General features: G+C 67.0%; 8 protein-coding genes and 3 rRNA genes. 3 read left to right on the top strand and 8 right to left on the bottom strand.

What is annotated here, in order from left to right; all coding sequences use genetic code 11:
• Positions 1-103: 103 nt before the first annotated feature.
• On the top strand, positions 104-1,921 hold the full coding sequence (locus OIE53_RS23550) for a VanW family protein (RefSeq protein ID WP_327023668.1): 1,818 nt from the start codon (positions 104-106) through the stop codon (positions 1,919-1,921).
• A 75-nt stretch (positions 1,922-1,996) separates the two neighbouring features.
• Here OIE53_RS23550 and OIE53_RS23545 read toward each other — a convergent pair whose 3' ends face one another.
• The 6 genes from OIE53_RS23545 to OIE53_RS23520 form a co-directional block, all read right to left on the bottom strand.
• Positions 1,997-2,545, bottom strand: a complete 549-nt coding sequence (locus tag OIE53_RS23545) for an IS1096 element passenger TnpR family protein (RefSeq protein WP_327023667.1) — start codon at positions 2,543-2,545, stop codon at positions 1,997-1,999.
• Between the two features lie 291 nt (positions 2,546-2,836).
• Positions 2,837-3,514, bottom strand: a complete 678-nt coding sequence (locus OIE53_RS23540) for a class I SAM-dependent methyltransferase family protein (protein WP_327023666.1) — start codon at positions 3,512-3,514, stop codon at positions 2,837-2,839.
• Between the two features lie 169 nt (positions 3,515-3,683).
• Positions 3,684-3,800, bottom strand: a 5S ribosomal RNA gene (rrf, locus tag OIE53_RS23535).
• Between the two features lie 95 nt (positions 3,801-3,895).
• Positions 3,896-7,008: ribosomal RNA gene (locus OIE53_RS23530) — 23S ribosomal RNA — on the bottom strand.
• A gap of 382 nt (positions 7,009-7,390) precedes the next feature.
• Positions 7,391-8,905 (bottom strand): 16S ribosomal RNA (locus tag OIE53_RS23525).
• The 16S, 23S and 5S rRNA genes sit together here, the layout of an rRNA operon.
• A gap of 698 nt (positions 8,906-9,603) precedes the next feature.
• A complete protein-coding gene (locus OIE53_RS23520) occupies positions 9,604-9,855 on the bottom strand; it encodes an SCO4848 family membrane protein (protein ID WP_327023665.1) in 252 nt (83 codons plus the stop codon).
• 69 nt (positions 9,856-9,924) lie between these two features.
• Between OIE53_RS23520 and OIE53_RS23515 the strand changes: the two genes are divergently transcribed.
• Complete coding sequence (locus OIE53_RS23515) at positions 9,925-10,461, top strand: hypothetical protein (protein WP_327023664.1); 537 nt, start codon at positions 9,925-9,927, stop codon at positions 10,459-10,461.
• 15 nt (positions 10,462-10,476) lie between these two features.
• On the opposite strand, the gene OIE53_RS23510 is transcribed toward OIE53_RS23515, so the two are convergent.
• Together OIE53_RS23510 and OIE53_RS23505 are read right to left on the bottom strand one after the other, a co-directional pair.
• Positions 10,477-11,298, bottom strand: a complete 822-nt coding sequence (locus OIE53_RS23510; RefSeq protein WP_327023663.1) for a DUF6406 domain-containing protein — start codon at positions 11,296-11,298, stop codon at positions 10,477-10,479.
• Between the two features lie 45 nt (positions 11,299-11,343).
• Complete coding sequence (locus OIE53_RS23505; RefSeq protein ID WP_327023662.1) at positions 11,344-12,210, bottom strand: DUF6406 domain-containing protein; 867 nt, start codon at positions 12,208-12,210, stop codon at positions 11,344-11,346.
• 4,142 nt (positions 12,211-16,352) lie between these two features.
• On the opposite strand from OIE53_RS23505, the gene OIE53_RS28530 reads away from it, so the two are divergent.
• Positions 16,353-17,726 carry a hypothetical protein gene (locus tag OIE53_RS28530; protein WP_442791409.1) on the top strand — a complete coding sequence of 458 codons (1,374 nt, stop codon included), beginning with the start codon at positions 16,353-16,355 and terminating at the stop codon, positions 17,724-17,726.
• The last annotated feature ends 192 nt before the right edge of the window (positions 17,727-17,918 follow it).

The following is a 17,918-nucleotide window of genomic DNA, read 5'->3' as shown; positions in this document are numbered from 1 at the left end:
GCGACTCCCAGCGCGCTGAGACCCCCGGCACCCCGTCGGGTTGGCTACCGTAGTTGCCTCCGGGGTGAAGGTTCCACCCACGGCCATTTCCGAAGAGGTAGCTGTGACCCTGTACGGCGAGAACCGTCCGCCCGCTGACGACGACCGGCCCACGGTCCAGGTGACAGCGGTCAGTTGGCCTGTCGAGGAACCGGAGCGTCCCGCCCCGGTGGCACCGCAGGGCGGCGGCGTGAAGCGTTCCCGTCGGTTCCGGATCCTGCTCGCCACCGGGATCGCCACCACCGTGCTGGCCTCGGTCGGCGTCGTGGCCGCCTGGGCGTACGTCGGTGAGGTCCCGCGCGGCACCACCGTGCTCGGCACCGAACTCGGCGGGCGCAGCCGCGCGGACGCGGCCCGGGACCTACAGGCCCACCTGGACCGGCGGGCCGCCGAACTGGCCGCCCCGATCGAGGTACGAGTGGGCGAACGCACGGCGCAGATCAACCCGGCCGAGGTAGGCCTGACGGTCGACGTGGAAGCCACCGTGGCCGCCGCGGCGGCGGCCCAGGCGCACGCCGTGGACCGCCTGGTCGGGTCCCGCGAGATCGAGCCGGTGGTCTCCGTCGACGTGCCGAAGCTGGAGACCGAGCTGCAGAAGCTCGTCGGTAAGCAGGGCCGGAAGATGACCATGCCGGCGATCACCTTCACCGGCACCACCCCGAAGGCACGGCACCCGAAGCCCAGCCTGACCATCGACCCCGAGCACTCGGCGCAGGTGGTCAAGGAGGGCTGGCTCAACGGGCAGCCGGTGAACGTGCCGCTGGTGGAGAACCACCCGATCACCTCCGCCGAGGAGGTGGACCGCCTGGTCGAGGAGTTGGCCAAGCCGGCGGTCTCGGCGCCGGTCAAGGTGACCACCGATCGGGGCACGGTGACCATCCCGCCGCAGGCGATCGCCAAGAGTCTCCGGTTCAAGGCCGACAAGGCCGGCAAGCTGACCCCCAGCGTGGACGCCAAGAAGCTGCGGTCCGCCCTCGGCGACCGGCTCGACAAGGTCGAGGTGGCACCGAAGAACGCCACCATGACCATCTCCGGGGGCAAGCCGAAGGTGGTCGACGGGCGCTCCGGCAAGCAGGTGGACCTGGGCGCCCTCCGCGAGGACCTGCTGGCCGTCCTACCCCGCACCGATGGTCGTACGCTCCCCGCCGAGCTCAAGCCGGTCACCCCGAAGGTCACCGCGGAGAAGATCGCCGGCCTGGGGATCAAGGAGAAGGTCTCCTCCTTCACCACCTACTTCACCGGTGGGCTGTCCTCGCCGCGTAGCCAGAACATCGTGACGATCGCCAAGCACGTCGACGGCACAGTGGTCCTGCCCGGCGAAACCTTCTCGCTCAACGGCCACACCGGGGAGCGGGGCTACGCCCAGGGCTACCGGGACGCCCCGGTGATCCTCGACGGCAAACTGGTGCCCGGGGTCGGCGGCGGCACCTCCCAGTTCACCACCACGCTGTTCAACGCGACGTACTACGCCGGCCTCGAGGACGTCGAGCACAAACCGCACTCGTACTACTTCAGCCGCTACCCGGCCGTCATCGAGTCCACGATCTTCTGGCCCAACCTCGACTTCAAGTTCCGCAACAACACCGAGTACGGGGTACTGATCGACACCTCGTACACCGGCAACTCGGTCACCGTGTCGATCTGGAGCACGAAGATCTGGGACAGCGTCAAGACGGAGTACGGCCCCCGACGCAACATCACCTCACCGCGGACCGTCTACCTGGATCCGGGGCCCACCTGCATCCCGGCCAATGGCAGCCAGGGCTTCACTCAGGACGCCTTCCGGGTCATCAAGAAGGACGGCAAGGTCGTCAAGCGGGAGAAGTTCACCTGGACCTACGACGCGGAACCCCGCTTCATCTGCGCCAGGGAACCCGCCTGACCAGGCCCCTTGCGGGACGGTGAGGGCCCGAATCGGCGGCTTTCACCATACGTCTCCTCGGCCTTGCCGTACTCGTCACTGTCCGCGTTGGCGGGGTCCCCACCACGGCAGCAGCGGGGGAAGGTCGGCAAGCGGTCGGCGGGGAGGTTTCGGCGGCTGCGACCCGCCGTCGTCGCCGTCCCAGCGCCGGCCATACTGGTCGGGCAAGTCACCCCAGCCGAAGTACGGCATCGGCTCGGCAGGCAGACCGCCGAGCGTCTCGAGCGGGTCGATGCGGGACTCGGCGACCGTGCACAGGTGCGCCCAGTCGTCACCGAAGTCGAACAGGTACGCGAACTGCTCGCCGCCGCCCAGCCGACTCATCTTGGTCCGGTCGCTGTCGATGCTGCCCTCGGGCGCTTCGCCATCCCACAACTCAAGCGGTGTGACCTGGGTCTGGTCGGCCAGCGTGAACATGTGCATGTGGGCCAGGTCCCAACGGGCGAACGCCAGGTCGATCGCCTCAGCCAGCTGAGCGAAGGTGTGGGACCGGCCTGCGGCGAAGACCCTGCCAGGTCGAGGCCACAGGTCGAGGCCACGACCGGAGATCAGCTCAACCCGGATGGACAGCCAGGTACGCGCCACCGCTCACCCTTTCATCGAATACGGCCCCACTCCGCCTGGAAGGCTACGCAACGTCACCGACACCGACCACAGCCGGGTCAGCGGCCGGGTGAGTTCAGCCTCACCTACACCAGGGCACCCGAAGTCGTATGCCGACAAGCGCCTGCGGGTCAGGCCCTTTGCTCTGCTTCAACCCGCGCACCGGTTTTCCTTGCCGGTTGTTGCGCGGGTTGAAGCAGAGCGAAGGAGGGTGTCCCTATAGGTTCGTCATGGCTCGAACCTCACCACTGGTCGTCGAGTCTGCCTCCGAGGTCAGAGGTCTCCGGTCCCCCGAACCGTCAAATCGTCGGTTCGCCGTCGGTCATGCGATGAACTGGAAGATCTTGCCGCTCCCCAGCTGCTGTGGGTGCCGGTGAAGCGATGGACGCCGACGGAGAACAGCACGTCGTCGGGAGCGGTGAACGCCTCTTCGGCGAACCCTGCTTCGGCCAGCCATCCTCGGACAGCCGGTGTCAGGTCGGGTGCTCGTCGTGTCCTGGTCCAGATAACCGTGGCGTCGGCCGCGCAGAGCTGCGGCAATGCCTGAATGGTGGTGTGTACATCGGCGTCGCTGATGTTGCCCAGAACGCCAGCCATGATGACCAGGTCCGCAGGCACCGCCTGCCGGTATGAGGCGAGGTCACCGGCGTCGGCCTGTGCAACGGTCACCGTATCGTGGCCCTCGGCCATTGCCCGGGCTGCGACGACGTTGCGCGGTTCGTACTCGATCAGGGTGGCGCTGACTCGCCTCGCATCGGGGCGTGACGCCAGCACGGCCAGGATGTCGTGGCCTTGGCCGGCGCACATGCTGACCACGGAGACCGGTCCGCCGGGTCGCTCATCGAGCCAGGCGGCGATGTGCTGCTGGACCAGCCTCAGCCGGCGTGCCAGGGGCGAGCCGGGATCGGTGTACGGGCCATGCCAGGCGTACCAGTCCTTGCCGTCCTTCATGGACGCCGAGTTTGCCAGTGTCACTGCGCAGCGGCGGCCGCGGACATGCCGCGCATGGGAAGGCATTGCCGGGGGCGGCAGAGCTGTCCCCGGACTGGCACCAGGAGGCAGCTGGGTGGGGAAACGTATGAGGGCCACCCCCTAGGGGGTGGCCCTCATATCGAAGTGTGTCCGGCGGTGTCCTACTCTCCCACACCCTCCCGAGTGCAGTACCATCGGCGCTGGAGGGCTTAGCTTCCGGGTTCGGAATGTAACCGGGCGTTTCCCCTCCGCCATGACCGCCGTAACCTTATCAACATATCAAACAACACCACACCAACAGTGTGTCGGGGTGTTTGTTTGTTTGTCGTGAGTTGCACAGTGGACGCGAGCAGAATCTTTGTGAGCAAGTCCTCGGCCTATTAGTACCGGTCAACTGAACCCGTTACCGGGCTTACATTTCCGGCCTATCAACCCAGTCGTCTAGCTGGGGGCCTTACCCACCCCGAAGGGTGGTGGGATACCTCATCTTGAAGCAGGCTTCCCGCTTAGATGCTTTCAGCGGTTATCCCTTCCGAACGTAGCTAACCAGCCGTGCCCCTGGCGGGACAACTGGCACACCAGAGGTTCGTCCGTCCCGGTCCTCTCGTACTAGGGACAGCCCTTCTCAAGTATCCTACGCGCACGGCGGATAGGGACCGAACTGTCTCACGACGTTCTAAACCCAGCTCGCGTACCGCTTTAATGGGCGAACAGCCCAACCCTTGGGACCTGCTACAGCCCCAGGATGCGACGAGCCGACATCGAGGTGCCAAACCATCCCGTCGATATGGACTCTTGGGGAAGATCAGCCTGTTATCCCCGGGGTACCTTTTATCCGTTGAGCGACACCGCTTCCACTCGCAAGTGCCGGATCACTAGTCCCGACTTTCGTCCCTGCTCGACCCGTCAGTCTCACAGTCAAGCTCCCTTGTGTACTTGCACTCAACACCTGATTGCCAACCAGGCTGAGGGAACCTTTGGGCGCCTCCGTTACCTTTTAGGAGGCAACCGCCCCAGTTAAACTACCCACCAGACACTGTCCCTGAACCGGATAACGGTCCGAAGTTAGATACCCGAATCAACCAGAGTGGTATTTCAAGATTGCCTCCACGCATACTGGCGTATGCGCTTCACCGGCTCCCACCTATCCTACACAAGCTAACTCAGATACCAATGTCAAGCTATAGTAAAGGTCCCGGGGTCTTTCCGTCCTGCCGCGCGTAACGAGCATCTTTACTCGTACTGCAATTTCGCCGGGCCTGTGGTTGAGACAGTGGGGAAGTCGTTACGCCATTCGTGCAGGTCGGAACTTACCCGACAAGGAATTTCGCTACCTTAGGATGGTTATAGTTACCACCGCCGTTTACTGGCGCTTAAGTTCTCCGCTTCGCCCCGAAGAGCTAACAGGTCCCCTTAACGTTCCAGCACCGGGCAGGCGTCAGTCCATATACATCGAATTACTTCTTCGCATGGACCTGTGTTTTTAGTAAACAGTCGCTTCCCCCTGCTCTCTGCGGCCATACAACGCTCCACCCGCGCGGGGCTTCACGTCTCCGGCCCCCCTTCTCCCTAAGTTACGGGGGCAATTTGCCGAGTTCCTTAACCACAGTTCGCCCGATCGCCTCGGTATTCTCTACCTGACCACCTGTGTCGGTTTGGGGTACGGGCCGCTCAGAACTCGCTAGAGGCTTTTCTCGGCAGCATAGGATCACTGACTTCACCTGAATCGGCTCGGCATCACGTCTCAGCCTCATGTGCTGCGGATTTGCCTACAGCACGGCCTACACGCTTACCCCGGCACAACCACCGGCCGGGCTCAGCTACCTTCCTGCGTCACCCCATCGCTTGACTACTACCCGCCAGGTTCCCACGCTCCCCAACATCAGTCCGAAGACATCAGCCGGCTCGGGTGGTTAGCACAACGAGGTTCATCAGGGACGCTCTTTCGCGGGTACGGGAATATCAACCCGTTGTCCATCGACTACGCCTCTCGGCCTCGCCTTAGGTCCCGACTCACCCAGGGCGGATTAACCTGGCCCTGGAACCCTTGGTCATCCGGCGGAAGGGTTTCTCACCCTTCTTTCGCTACTCATGCCTGCATTCTCACTCGTGCCGCGTCCACAACTGGGTCACCCCGCTGCTTCACCCCCGGCACGACGCTCCCCTACCCATCCACACACCTGCACCGACACCCGAAGGCGCCAGCGGGGTTAAAATGTGAATGCCACAGCTTCGGCGGTGTGCTTGAGCCCCGCTACATTGTCGGCGCGGAACCACTTGACCAGTGAGCTATTACGCACTCTTTAAAGGGTGGCTGCTTCTAAGCCAACCTCCTGGTTGTCTATGCGATCCCACATCCTTTTCCACTTAGCACACGCTTAGGGGCCTTAGCTGGTGATCTGGGCTGTTTCCCTCTCGACTACGAAGCTTATCCCCCGCAGTCTCACTGCCGCGCTCTCACTTACCGGCATTCGGAGTTTGGCTGATTTCGGTAAGCTTGTGGGCCCCCTAGACCATCCAGTGCTCTACCTCCGGCAAGAAACACGCGACGCTGCACCTAAATGCATTTCGGGGAGAACCAGCTATCACGGAGTTTGATTGGCCTTTCACCCCTAACCACAGGTCATCCCCCAACTTTTCAACGTTGGTGGGTTCGGCCCTCCACGCGGTCTTACCCACGCTTCAGCCTGCCCATGGCTAGATCACTCCGCTTCGGGTCTAGAACATGCGACTCAAACGCCCTCTTCAGACTCGCTTTCGCTACGGCTCCCCCACACGGGTTAACCTCGCCACATGCCACTAACTCGCAGGCTCATTCTTCAAAAGGCACGCCGTCACCCCTCAAGGCTCCGACGGATTGTAGGCGAACGGTTTCAGGTACTATTTCACTCCCCTCCCGGGGTACTTTTCACCATTCCCTCACGGTACTCGTCCGCTATCGGTCACCAGGAAGTATTTAGGCTTACCAGGTGGTCCTGGCAGATTCACGGCAGATTTCAGGAGTCCGCCGCTACTCGGGAACACCCACAGAAGACCAGCTGCTTTCACCTACCGGACTATCACCGTCTACGGTCGGCCTTTCCAGACCATTCAGCTAACAACTGGTTTTATAACTCCTCGAACACGTGTCAGCATGTTCAGCAGGGTCCCACAACCCCGACCACGCAACCCCTGACAGGTATCACACGCAACCGGTTTAGCCTCGATCCGCTTTCGCTCGCCACTACTCACGGAATCACTAAATTGTTTTCTCTTCCTACGGGTACTGAGATGTTTCACTTCCCCGCGTTCCCTCCATACACCCTATGAGTTCAGGTGCAGGTGACATCACATGACTGATGCCGGGTTACCCCATTCGGACACCCTGGGATCACAGCTTGGTTGACAGCTCCCCCAGGCCTATCGCGGCCTCCCACGTCCTTCATCGGCTCCTGGTGCCAAGGCATCCACCGTTCGCCCTTGACAACTTGACCACAAAGATGCTCGCGTCCACTGTGCAATTCTCAACAAACAACCAACCCACAACCCCAAGCCCCACACCAAACCCGACCACCGCCGGCGGTATGCGAGACCAGGCCATGCCTGGCAACCAAAACCCCACCCAACGGTGAGGTCATCGGCTCCGAAGACAACAACCACAACAGGTTGTTCCTTCAGGACCCAACAGGGTGTTCATCATCAGCCACCAGCCGCACCAACCCCACCGTTCCCACCACCCCGAAGAGCAGCTGTACTAGGAAGAACCTGGCCGTTGCCGGCACCTGACTCACCAGTGTCTCCGCCAATTGAGCACCCCGATCCGACATTCGCAGACCGCGGGCTCCATACCAGCTTTCGCCGGATGGTGCTCCTTAGAAAGGAGGTGATCCAGCCGCACCTTCCGGTACGGCTACCTTGTTACGACTTCGTCCCAATCGCCAGCCCCACCTTCGACGGCTCCCTCCACAAGGGTTGGGCCACCGGCTTCGGGTGTTGCCGACTTTCGTGACGTGACGGGCGGTGTGTACAAGGCCCGGGAACGTATTCACCGCAGCGTTGCTGATCTGCGATTACTAGCGACTCCGACTTCACGGGGTCGAGTTGCAGACCCCGATCCGAACTGAGACCGGCTTTTTGGGATTCGCTCCACCTCACGGTATCGCAGCCCATTGTACCGGCCATTGTAGCATGCGTGAAGCCCTGGACATAAGGGGCATGATGACTTGACGTCATCCCCACCTTCCTCCGAGTTGACCCCGGCAGTCTCCCATGAGTCCCCAACCGAATTGCTGGCAACATGGGACGAGGGTTGCGCTCGTTGCGGGACTTAACCCAACATCTCACGACACGAGCTGACGACAGCCATGCACCACCTGTCACCGGCCCCGAAGGACCCCACATCTCTGCAGGATTTCCGGCGATGTCAAACCCAGGTAAGGTTCTTCGCGTTGCATCGAATTAATCCGCATGCTCCGCCGCTTGTGCGGGCCCCCGTCAATTCCTTTGAGTTTTAGCCTTGCGGCCGTACTCCCCAGGCGGGGCGCTTAATGCGTTAGCTGCGGCACAGAGAACCGGAGAGGCCCCCCACACCTAGCGCCCAACGTTTACAGCGTGGACTACCAGGGTATCTAATCCTGTTCGCTCCCCACGCTTTCGCTCCTCAGCGTCAGTATCGGCCCAGAGACCCGCCTTCGCCACCGGTGTTCCTCCTGATATCTGCGCATTTCACCGCTACACCAGGAATTCCAGTCTCCCCTACCGAACTCTAGCCTGCCCGTATCGACTGCAGGCCCGCAGTTGAGCCACGGGTTTTCACAGTCGACGCGACAAGCCGCCTACGAGCTCTTTACGCCCAATAAATCCGGACAACGCTCGCGCCCTACGTCTTACCGCGGCTGCTGGCACGTAGTTGGCCGGCGCTTCTTCTGCAGGTACCGTCACTTGCGCTTCGTCCCTGCTGAAAGAGGTTTACAACCCGAAGGCCGTCATCCCTCACGCGGCGTCGCTGCATCAGGCTTCCGCCCATTGTGCAATATTCCCCACTGCTGCCTCCCGTAGGAGTCTGGGCCGTGTCTCAGTCCCAGTGTGGCCGGTCGCCCTCTCAGGCCGGCTACCCGTCGTCGCCTTGGTAGGCCATTACCCCACCAACAAGCTGATAGGCCGCGAGCCCATCCCAAGCCGAAAAACTTTCCACCCACAAACATGCGTCCGCAAGTGAATATTCGGTATTAGCCCCCGTTTCCGAGGGTTATCCCAAAGCCTAGGGCAGGTTGCTCACGTGTTACTCACCCGTTCGCCGCTCGAGTACCCCGAAGGGCCTTTCCGCTCGACTTGCATGTGTTAAGCACGCCGCCAGCGTTCGTCCTGAGCCAGGATCAAACTCTCCAACAAAAACCTGTTGAACAATCCATCCCGACAACAAACAAAATGTTGCCAAAGGAATCCCAAACCAACCAGAAATCAAAGACCTCCAGCCGGCACGGGGCATAAACTACTTGGCACTGGCTTATCAAACACCCTGTTGAGTTCTCAAAGAACAACCACACACCATCAGACAACCCACCAGGGCCACCATCCGGGGCTACCGTTCCACTCCCGCACCCGCCGCTCTCGCGCCGGGCACTTTTACTACGTTACCTCACCGTCTGGCCCGTGTCAACCGGTGTGTCCCGGTCCGTCACGCTTCATCTGGTTCGGCACCCGCGATCCAGCGCAGCGGAGATCCGCTTTGCCAGTTCATCGGATTTGGCAGGCCGGCCGCTGCGGTCTCCCGCAGGCTCGCCCGGTGCCCTGCCGGTCGTGAACCTTACCCGGTCGGTTTCGCTCCGCCAAATCCGCCTCCCGGCGAATCCTGCGAGCACCACCCGGTCCGAGCCTGGCCAGGAAGTTCCCCTCCAGGACCCGGTGCCAATCGGTGCGGGCTCTCGGGTCTTTCGCCCCGTTTCGCCCGTTCCGCGCTGGCAGAGAGAAAGTTACGCGTCCGACGGAATGATCGTCAAATCGAGGGGGAGCGGCCCCGGTCACACTCCGCGGGACACCCTCAGCACAGCCGACCTGGCGTACCGATGGGTGTCGAAGGGTTGCCGGACTCAGGGCGTACGGCGGAATGCTGCTCTCCAGGCGCGGAGGCCGAGCAGGCCGACGGTCGTGCCGATGGCGAGCGAGGCGCCGATCAGCAACGCGTGCACCCAGAGAAAGCCGGTCGCCGGCCAGTCCCCGACCACTGAGCTGGCCCACGACCTGGGGTCGTTCCAGATGGCCAGGGCGAAGCGGGGCCAGATCACCCAGGTCCAGACCCCGACCCCGGTGAGGAAGACCGCCCAACCCCGCGACAGCACCATGGGGGCCGAGTATGCCAGCGGCGTCACCGGGGCGGTGAGCAAGCGGGTTTGATCGGTACGGTTGAGCACATGAATCCGCCGCTTAGCCGTGCCAACGCGGAGGCGCACCTCTACATGGATCTGCACGCCTGCTCGTGTGGGTCCACCCGGTTCCCCCGGCACAGTTCCGTCGTCGTGTTGGCCGACGGTGACCTGGCCAGCCGCTACACCGGTGCCTGCGAGGGTTGCGGCGAGGAACGGGAGTTCGTCTTCCGGCTACCGGCCACCCCGACCGATGCGGGTGGCGGGTTCCGGTACGGCGGTGACGAGCCCTCCCAGTTGCTCGATCCGGGCGAATGGCTGCTGGTGGCCGACGCGTACGCCGCATCGGTGCCGGCGGAGACCACCGGTGAGGCGGCACAGCGGGCGCGGGCCGCACTCACCCGTGCCGTCGCCGCCTTGGACGAGGTGGTCAAGTTCGCCCCCGACGGGGCAGAAATCCCCGGTGCGGCCTTCGTCAGCGACCGGGGTCGGCAGCTGCACCAGCGTGAGCCGGGCCGGTTCCGGCGCGAGCGGCTGGCCGCGGTCCGGGGCGCGTACGCCGACCTGCTGACCCAGCTCGGTTGACCGCCACCAGCCCGCTCACCTGGGGCCGTTCTCCTGATCGGTGGCGAACTGGGCGGGAGGCAGGTCAGTCAGGTCAAGCGGAGTCAGTCGACCGATGAGCACCGGCATGGACTCCGCCACCGGGCGCAACTTGCGTTCCCGGGCCAGGGAGGCCGCCGGGCCGGGTGGACCGACCATGTCCTGCTCGTGCAGGAAGTGGATCACCTCGTTGCCGGTCGCTGCTGCCGAGACCACCAGCAGACCGCCGGAGGGCCTGGCGATGACCAGCCAGTCCCGCGACAGCCAGGGGTCCCGATGGACCCGCTGGGCGTGCACCAGATCAACGGCCGGGTGCTGCGGGTGCACCCCGAACAGCGGGCGTTCCGGCATCAGGGTGAACGGAATACCCGGGATGTGGTGTTCCACCTCGGGCAGGGCGCCGTTGTTCCGGCCCAGCCAGTCGCGGTACTCCATCGGCAGCCGCACCCCGAGGGCAGCCTCCACCGAGCGGAGCTGCTCCTCGTCCAGCCGGCCGTAGGGGCGCAGCCGGGCCGGCTCCCACGGCCGGGCGGTCGGCGACTCCGCCGGCTCCTCGTCGTCCACCCGGCGAACGATGACCTCCCACTCGTCCAGGCTGGACATGGTGAGATCGGCGAACCGCCACCTCTCCTCACCGACCGGGAAGGTCTCACCGAGGGTGAGTTCGTAGTCGCGATCCTCCCCGCCCCCGAAGGGCATGACGATGATCTCGGCGCGTACCGGGGGCCCGACATCGACCCAACGGACCCCGAATCGGGCCGGTCCCACGTTGGCCGTGGCATTGTTCGCGATGGCGGCGACAGCAGTGAAGGAGCGCAACGCTTCTCTCCCGGTTCTCCCGGCTGGGCGGCGTCAGGGGCCTGCTCAGAACGGGCCGTAGTTGCGCGGGTCGGTGGCGGTGCCGGGCGGCAGGATCTGCACCGCCGGTTGATCGTCGGGCTCCTTCGGGGTCAGCTTTCCGATGAACTCCCCCATCGACCAGGCCACCGCCCGCAGCTTCCGCTCCCGTATCGCCGAGGCGGCCGGGCCGGGCGGGCCCAGCAGGTCCAGCTCGTGCAGGAAGTAGACATGTCCGTTGGGCGTCTGCGTGCCGATCACCAGCAGCCCGCCGAAGGGATTGGCGATCACCAGCCAGTCCGGCGAAAACCACGGATCCCGATGTACGCGCTGCGCGTGCACCAGGTCGAAGGGCGGGTACTGGGGGTGCATCCCGAACAGCGGACGCTCGGGCAGCAGCGAGAAGGGTGCACCGGGGATGTGGTGCTCGCCTTCGGGCAGGGCTCCGTTGTTCCGGCGCAGCCAGTCGCGGTAGTCCGGCGGAAGCGGACGCCCCAGCGCCGCCTCGACCGACTGGAGTTGCGCCTCGTCTAGTTGCCCGTACGGGCGCAAGCGTGCCCGCTTCCAGAGGTGGCCGGTGGGCGGCTCCATCACCTCGTCCTCGTCCACCCGACGGATTTTCACCTGCCAGTGGTTGGCACTGGTCATGTCGAGATCCGCGAAGCGCCAGGTCTCCTCGCCAACCGGAAAGGTCTCGCCGAGGGTCACCTCGTACCGCGTGGTGTCTCCCTCCCGACGCGGCATGACGACGATTTCGGCACGCACCGGTGGTCCCACGTCGACCCAACGCACCCCGAGTCGGGCGGACCCGATGTCGGTCGGGACGTTGTTTCGGATCGCTGTGTTGGCGGTGAAGGATCGCAACGGCTGTCCCCCTGTCCCTGTGGCCGGCATCCTCAGCCGTCAATCATCTCGTGCAGCGCGGACTCCTGCGGAAGCTTAAACCCGAGCACCTCGCGGGCGATCCGCTCCGCCTCGACCCGCCCGACGTTGAGCGACCTCCCGACGGCGGCCGCACCGGTGGCCAGCCAGTGGGCCTCCCGCTGGCTGCCACCGGATGACAGCACCACGCCCAGGCCGCTAACCGAACCGTCCTCACCGAGGAGCGCAAGGTAGCTGACGACGGCCCGCTCCTCTTCCAGGTCGGTGCGCCCCAGGGTGTGTCGGCGCGGCTTGTCCCCGGCCGTCACGACCGTCGTCTCCGCCGCCCGCGGCGCCGGGATCGAGGTCGTCAGCGGCGTCGTCAACTGGGCAGGTGGGACGTAAGGGCTGGTCGGTGCGCTGGCCTGCGGGGTGGGGGTGGTGCCTGCGACATCCAGGTGGGCGTAGCCGGACCCCATCAGGTTCAGGAAGTCCCGGACCGGAATCGGTGCGGGATGTTCGTGACCCCATGGGTTGCGCAGCTGCACCAGGCCGCCGGTCACCGACACGACCTCGTAGGCGTGCTGGGCGTAGAGCCCGAACGGCAGACTGGCAAGTCCCGGCGGGTAGGCGCCCTCGGGCCGGGTACCGGCGATCACCGGGCTCCCGGCGGCCAGGAGGGCGGCCAGCCTAGCGGCCACTGCGGCCTCCTGCCCCGGTCTGGTGTCGAAGAGCGACATGCGGCTCGGCGCACCGGTCAACTGGGTCATCAGTTCGGCCTGGAGGACGCCGGTGCTGCCCACGTCCAGCCGGGCGTAGCCGAGCGGGGCCGCCCGATGCGGATCGTCCTTGCTGTGCCAACTGCTCCAGTCCCGCTGCCAGGCGTCGCGTCGCTGGTCGGTCCAGGTCCGGTCGACCGCCGCCAGCGCCTTCTCCAGCACCGCCGCCCAGCCGGAGCCGTTCACCGAGCTGTCGGCATAGGCAGACATCCCCGGGCTGCCCGCATGCAGGGGCACATCCGGCCGTACGGTGATCCGCAGGCGCCGTCCGGTGGGTGTCGAGGTGCCGCCGTGCAGCAGGCTCTCGTGCAGCAGCACGTCGACCGTGCCGTCCGGGTTCGGTTGGAAAAGTCTCGCCAGCGCATCCGGCCGGTGCCCGGCGACGGCCGCCATGGTGGCCAGCATTCCGCAGTCCCCGAGTACGCCCTGGTTCACCTGCTCGCGGCGCGGTGGGCCGTCGAAGAGTGGCGCTGGTCGCCCGGTGCGGTCGTCCAGGGCCTGGCCGTACTCGACCGGGCGACTAGCGTCGGGCAGGGTGACCCGGTCGGCGACCACGGCCACCTCGCTGCCGCTGACGGTCGGCTCGACCTCGACCTCGACCTCGACGATCGTGCTGGGATCCGGGGGCAGCATCGCCCGCAGCGCGTCGGTGAGCGCGTTCGGGACCAGCGCCATCAACCGGGCGTCGCTCTGGTAGTGGAAGCCGTGGGTGCTGAGCACCGCCATCGCGGCGGGGTTGGACCCGTACGCGGCACGGAAGGCGGCGGTCACCCGGCTGCGGTCCTCGGCCAGCAGTGACCTGCGGCCGGCCTCGGTGTTCAGGTCGAAGGCGGGGGCCGACACCGAGAGTTCAAACTCGGGTGCGCCGTCGAGGGTGTAGGGGCGCAGGTCGAAGCGGCCGGTCAGGTCGATGTAGACGCCGTCGGCGGCCAGCCGGTCGGCCAGCGGTGGATCGGTGCGGCGGATCGAGTCCAGGGCGGCCGGCGGCAGGGCGATGACCTGCCCGGCCAGGGCCGGCATCCGGGGCAGGGAGGACTGGGTCTGCTCCCCCTGCACGGCCAGCTCGCGCAGCTTGGCGGTGATTTCGGCGGCCGTGGAGGGCCGGAAGTCGGGGGCCAGCCGGGCCCGGTAGTCGATGGCCCGGAAACGTTGCACCCGATTCGGATTCGGGTTCACGGCCAGTACCCCGGCCACCGCCTCCGGGGTGATCGTCGGCACGCTCAACCGGATCACCTGGTGCCACACGTCGGCGGGGAGCAGCGCCAGCCGGGCCGCTGCCTGCGGCGTACCCCAGCGTAGGCCGAGCCGGTCGACCACGGCGTCGATCTCGCGGCGCAGGACCAGCCGGGTGCTCGGGTCGGCGTCCGGGTACGCGGCGGCCAGCAGGCGCAGCTCCGCCAGCCGGCCCCGATCGCGGGCGGTGAGACCGGCCGGGTCGATGGGTTGCTCGGCGGTGCCCTGGTCGAAGAGTCCGGTCTGGGCCTGGCCGGTCTCGTGCCGGGCCAGCAGTTCGGCCAGCTCGTGGGCCATCGCGCGGTCCACCACGCGATCGAGGGCCCGGTCGGAGACCGTCAGGGTGAAGGTGCCGTCGAGGTTGCGGGTCGTCTGGGCCACCGTCGTGCCGGTGAGAGGGCCGGTGGTGACCTGGACCCGCAGCGGCGGCAGCCCGCCCGCCCGCACCTCGAAGACCTCCGGTCCGACGGCCACGACCTGGTCCGCGCCGATCGTGTCGGCCAGGGTGGGCAGCACCAGCCGGGCCCGGTCGAGCACCCCGGTCGGATCGGCCGTCGGTCGACCCTGCCCGTGGAAGTCGGAGTCCGGCAGCGCCGCCACGCTGCTCTGCGCCACCTCGATGTGCCCGTACCAGGGGCTCATCAGATCCAGGAAGGCACGTACCGGCATCGGGGTCGGGTGGCTGGCGTTCCAGGGGTTACGCAGCTGCACCTGCCCGTCGGCCACGGACACGACCTCGTAGGCGTGGCCGGGGATGAGGTTGTACGGGGGTTTGGCGGGGTACCGGGCGGCCGGCAGGGTTCCGGTGATCACCGGACTGCCGGCGGCCAGCAGGGTGGCCAACCGGGCCTCCGCCTCGGCTTCCCGGCCGGGGGTCGGGTCGAGTTGACTCACGCTGCTGGGCAGGCCGGTCAGTTGGGTGAGCAGTTCCGCCTGCACCAGCCGGCTGCTGCCGTTGCCCAGGCGGGCGTACCCGAGGGGGGCGGCCTGGTGCGGGTCCGCCCCGGGTCGGGCGCTCCACTGCTGTTGCCACAGGTCGTGGCGCTGCGGGGTCCAGGTGCGGTCCACCGCGGCGATCGCCTTCTCCAGCAGTGAGGCCCAGGAGGTACCGACCGTCGACTGGTCGGCGTATGCGCTGCGACCGTTGGATTGGGGGTGCAGCGGTACGTCCGGCCAGACCGTGACCCGCAGCTGGCGTCCGGTCGGGGTGACCGACTCACCGGGGCCGTCGGCCTCGTGCAGCAGCACGTCGACCGAGCCGTCCGGGTTGGGGTGGAACATCTCAGCGATCGTGTCCGGCAGGTGGCCGGCCACCGCGCCGATCACCGCGATCATGCCGCAGTCGCCGAGCGCCCCCTGCTGCGCCTCCTCCCGCTTGGGTGGCCCGTCGAACAGGGGTGCCGGCTGTCCGGTCCGGAGGTCCAGGGCCGGGCCGTAGGTCGGACCGGGCGTGGTGGGGGTGTCCGGTGGCAGGGTCACCCGGTCGGCCACCACCCGGGTGTCGCCGGAGGGCCCCTGGGTCGAGGTGTTCTCGCCCTGGGGGGTCGGGGCGGGCGGGACGGGGGTGATGCTGCGCAGCAGGTCCGTCAGGACGTCCGGCACCAGCCCCATCCACCGGGCGGTGCCCTGGTAGTGGAAGTCGTGGTCGGCCAGCAGGGCTGCGGCCTGGTCGCCGCGCAGCCCTCGCAGGGCGGCGCGGGCCCGTTGCCGGTCCTCGTGCAGTTGGGCCTGCCGACCGGCCGCCGTGCCGAGGTCGTACGCCGGCCGGGCCGCGCCGAGGTTGATGGCCGGCACCTCCGCCACCATGTACGGGCGCAGATCGTAGCGGCCGGTCAGGTCGACATAGACCCCTTCGCGGGCCAGCCGGTCGGCGAGCGGGGGGTCCACCGCCCGGACCCGGTCCAGCTGTGCCGGGGGGATGCCGATGATCTGTCCCGCGAAGGCCGGCATCCGCGGCATACCGGACTGGGTGTGTTCCGCCTCGACGGCCAACTCCCGCAGCCGGGCGGGCAGCTCCACCCCCTGCGGCACCTGGAAGTCGGGGGCCAGCCGGGACCGGTAGTCGATCAACCGAATCCGTTCGACCTCGGTGAGGGTGGGCGCCCCGGCGAGCACCTTCGACACCGCCTCCGGAGTCAGCGCGGGGACGCTGAGCTGCATCAGATGGGCCAGCACCTCGGGCGGAAGCAGCCCCCACCGGGCCCGGACACCCGGGTCACCCACCCGCAGCCCGAGGTGTCCGGCCAGGGCGTCGATCTCGGCGCGTACGGCCCGTCGACCCTGGGCGTCCGTGGTGTCGTACCCGGCGGCGAGCAGCCGGATCTCGGCGAGCCGACCCCGGTCGTGGGCGGTGAGCCCGGAGGGGTCGATCGGACCGCGTACATTGCCCGGGTCCAGTGGACCGACCAGCGCCCGACCGGTCTCGTGCAGGGCGACCAGTTCGGCCACCTCGTGGGCCAGGGCCCGGACCACCGCATGGTCTGCCGCCCGGTCCGACACGGTGACCGTGAAGGTCCCGTCGGGGTCGCGGACCGACTGGGCCACCACGGCGTCGGCCAACGGCCCGGCGGTGAGCCGCACGGTCAGCGGCGGCTGCCCGGCCGGACGGATCTCGAACCGGTCCGGACCGACCGGTACCACCGCCTCCACCTGCGCGTACGGTGCCACCTGCGGCAGGGCGGTCCGCGCCAGGTCCAGCACCGCAACCGGGTCGGGGGCCGGTCTGCCCAGCCCGTGGAAGGTCGAACCCGGCACGGCACCGGCGGTGAGCGAGCCGGCCGTCGATACCCTGCCGTCATGGCCACGCCCGCCGAGCTGTACGCCGCCATCCTGGCCGCCCCCGACGACCTCGACCTGCGTCGCCGGTTCGCCGACGCCATCGAGGCCACCGACCCCGACCACGCCGAGCTGATCCGCGCCGCCCTGGCGGGAACCCGGCCCGACCGGGCGGCCGCCCTGCGGTACCGGCGCGTCGTGGCCCGGCTCGCCGCTCCGGTCGCCCACCGACTCGTCGACTGGAAGGTGCGCCACGGACTCGTCGAACTGGTGACGATGACGGCCCGTGCCTTCGTCGACCACGGTGCCGAGGTCTTCGCCCACCTTCCGGTCCGCCACCTGACCCTGGTCCAGGCGACCGGGCTGATGCCGCAGGTTGCCGCCGTCCCCAGCCTGGGGCGCCTGGTCGCCCTCGACCTGAGCGACAACCCGATCGGTGACGACGGCCTCGCCGCGCTGGCCGCCTCCGCGTACCTGGGTCGGTTGCGGTGGCTGGGGCTGGCCAGTTGCGGCCTCGGGCCGGCCGGGGCCGAGGCCCTCGCCGCCAGCCGTAACCTTCCCGCCCTGCGCTACGTCGAATGGTGGGGCAACTCCGTCGAGGTCGTCGCCAAGGGCGTCGGGCAGGACATCGACGGCAGGCCCGTCGGAGTCGAGATGCCGCCCCTGGGCCGGGAGCTGGACGCCCGATACGGCCCCCTGCCCTGGCTCGACATTCAGTGGGGTCGGCGGCTGCTCGGGGTCGCCCGCTGGGACGAGGTCTGAGGAAACCGCCGGGGCGCCCAGGTTCGCCTCGGCGATCCGCTGGGCGTGGAACCGGATGCTGGGCGGGATGCCCCGGGAATCGTCCGGCAGGGCGGCGGCCTGGTCCACGATGGTCTGCCGCAGCGTTGGGCCTACCTTGGCCAACAGCGGAGCGGCCACCCCGGCCCCGCCGAGCACCCGCAGGTGGCCGCT

It is taken from the genome of Micromonospora sp. NBC_01739, assembly GCF_035920385.1.
In the GTDB taxonomy this organism is placed as follows: Bacteria; Actinomycetota; Actinomycetes; order Mycobacteriales; family Micromonosporaceae; genus Micromonospora.
Note: the sequence above shows the minus strand (reverse complement) of the source record. Positions and strands in the feature narration are given on the sequence as shown.

Coding starts and splice junctions, on each gene's coding strand:
- OIE53_RS23540 (WP_327023666.1), bottom strand. CDS start 3,514: ATGAAGGACGGCAAGGACTGGTACGCCTGGCATGGCCCGTACACCGAT.
- OIE53_RS23520 (WP_327023665.1), bottom strand. CDS start 9,855: ATGGTGCTGTCGCGGGGTTGGGCGGTCTTCCTCACCGGGGTCGGGGTC.
- OIE53_RS23515 (WP_327023664.1), top strand. CDS start 9,925: ATGAATCCGCCGCTTAGCCGTGCCAACGCGGAGGCGCACCTCTACATG.
- OIE53_RS23505 (WP_327023662.1), bottom strand. CDS start 12,210: ATGCCGGCCACAGGGACAGGGGGACAGCCGTTGCGATCCTTCACCGCC.
- OIE53_RS28530 (WP_442791409.1), top strand. CDS start 16,353: ATGGGCCAGCACCTCGGGCGGAAGCAGCCCCCACCGGGCCCGGACACC.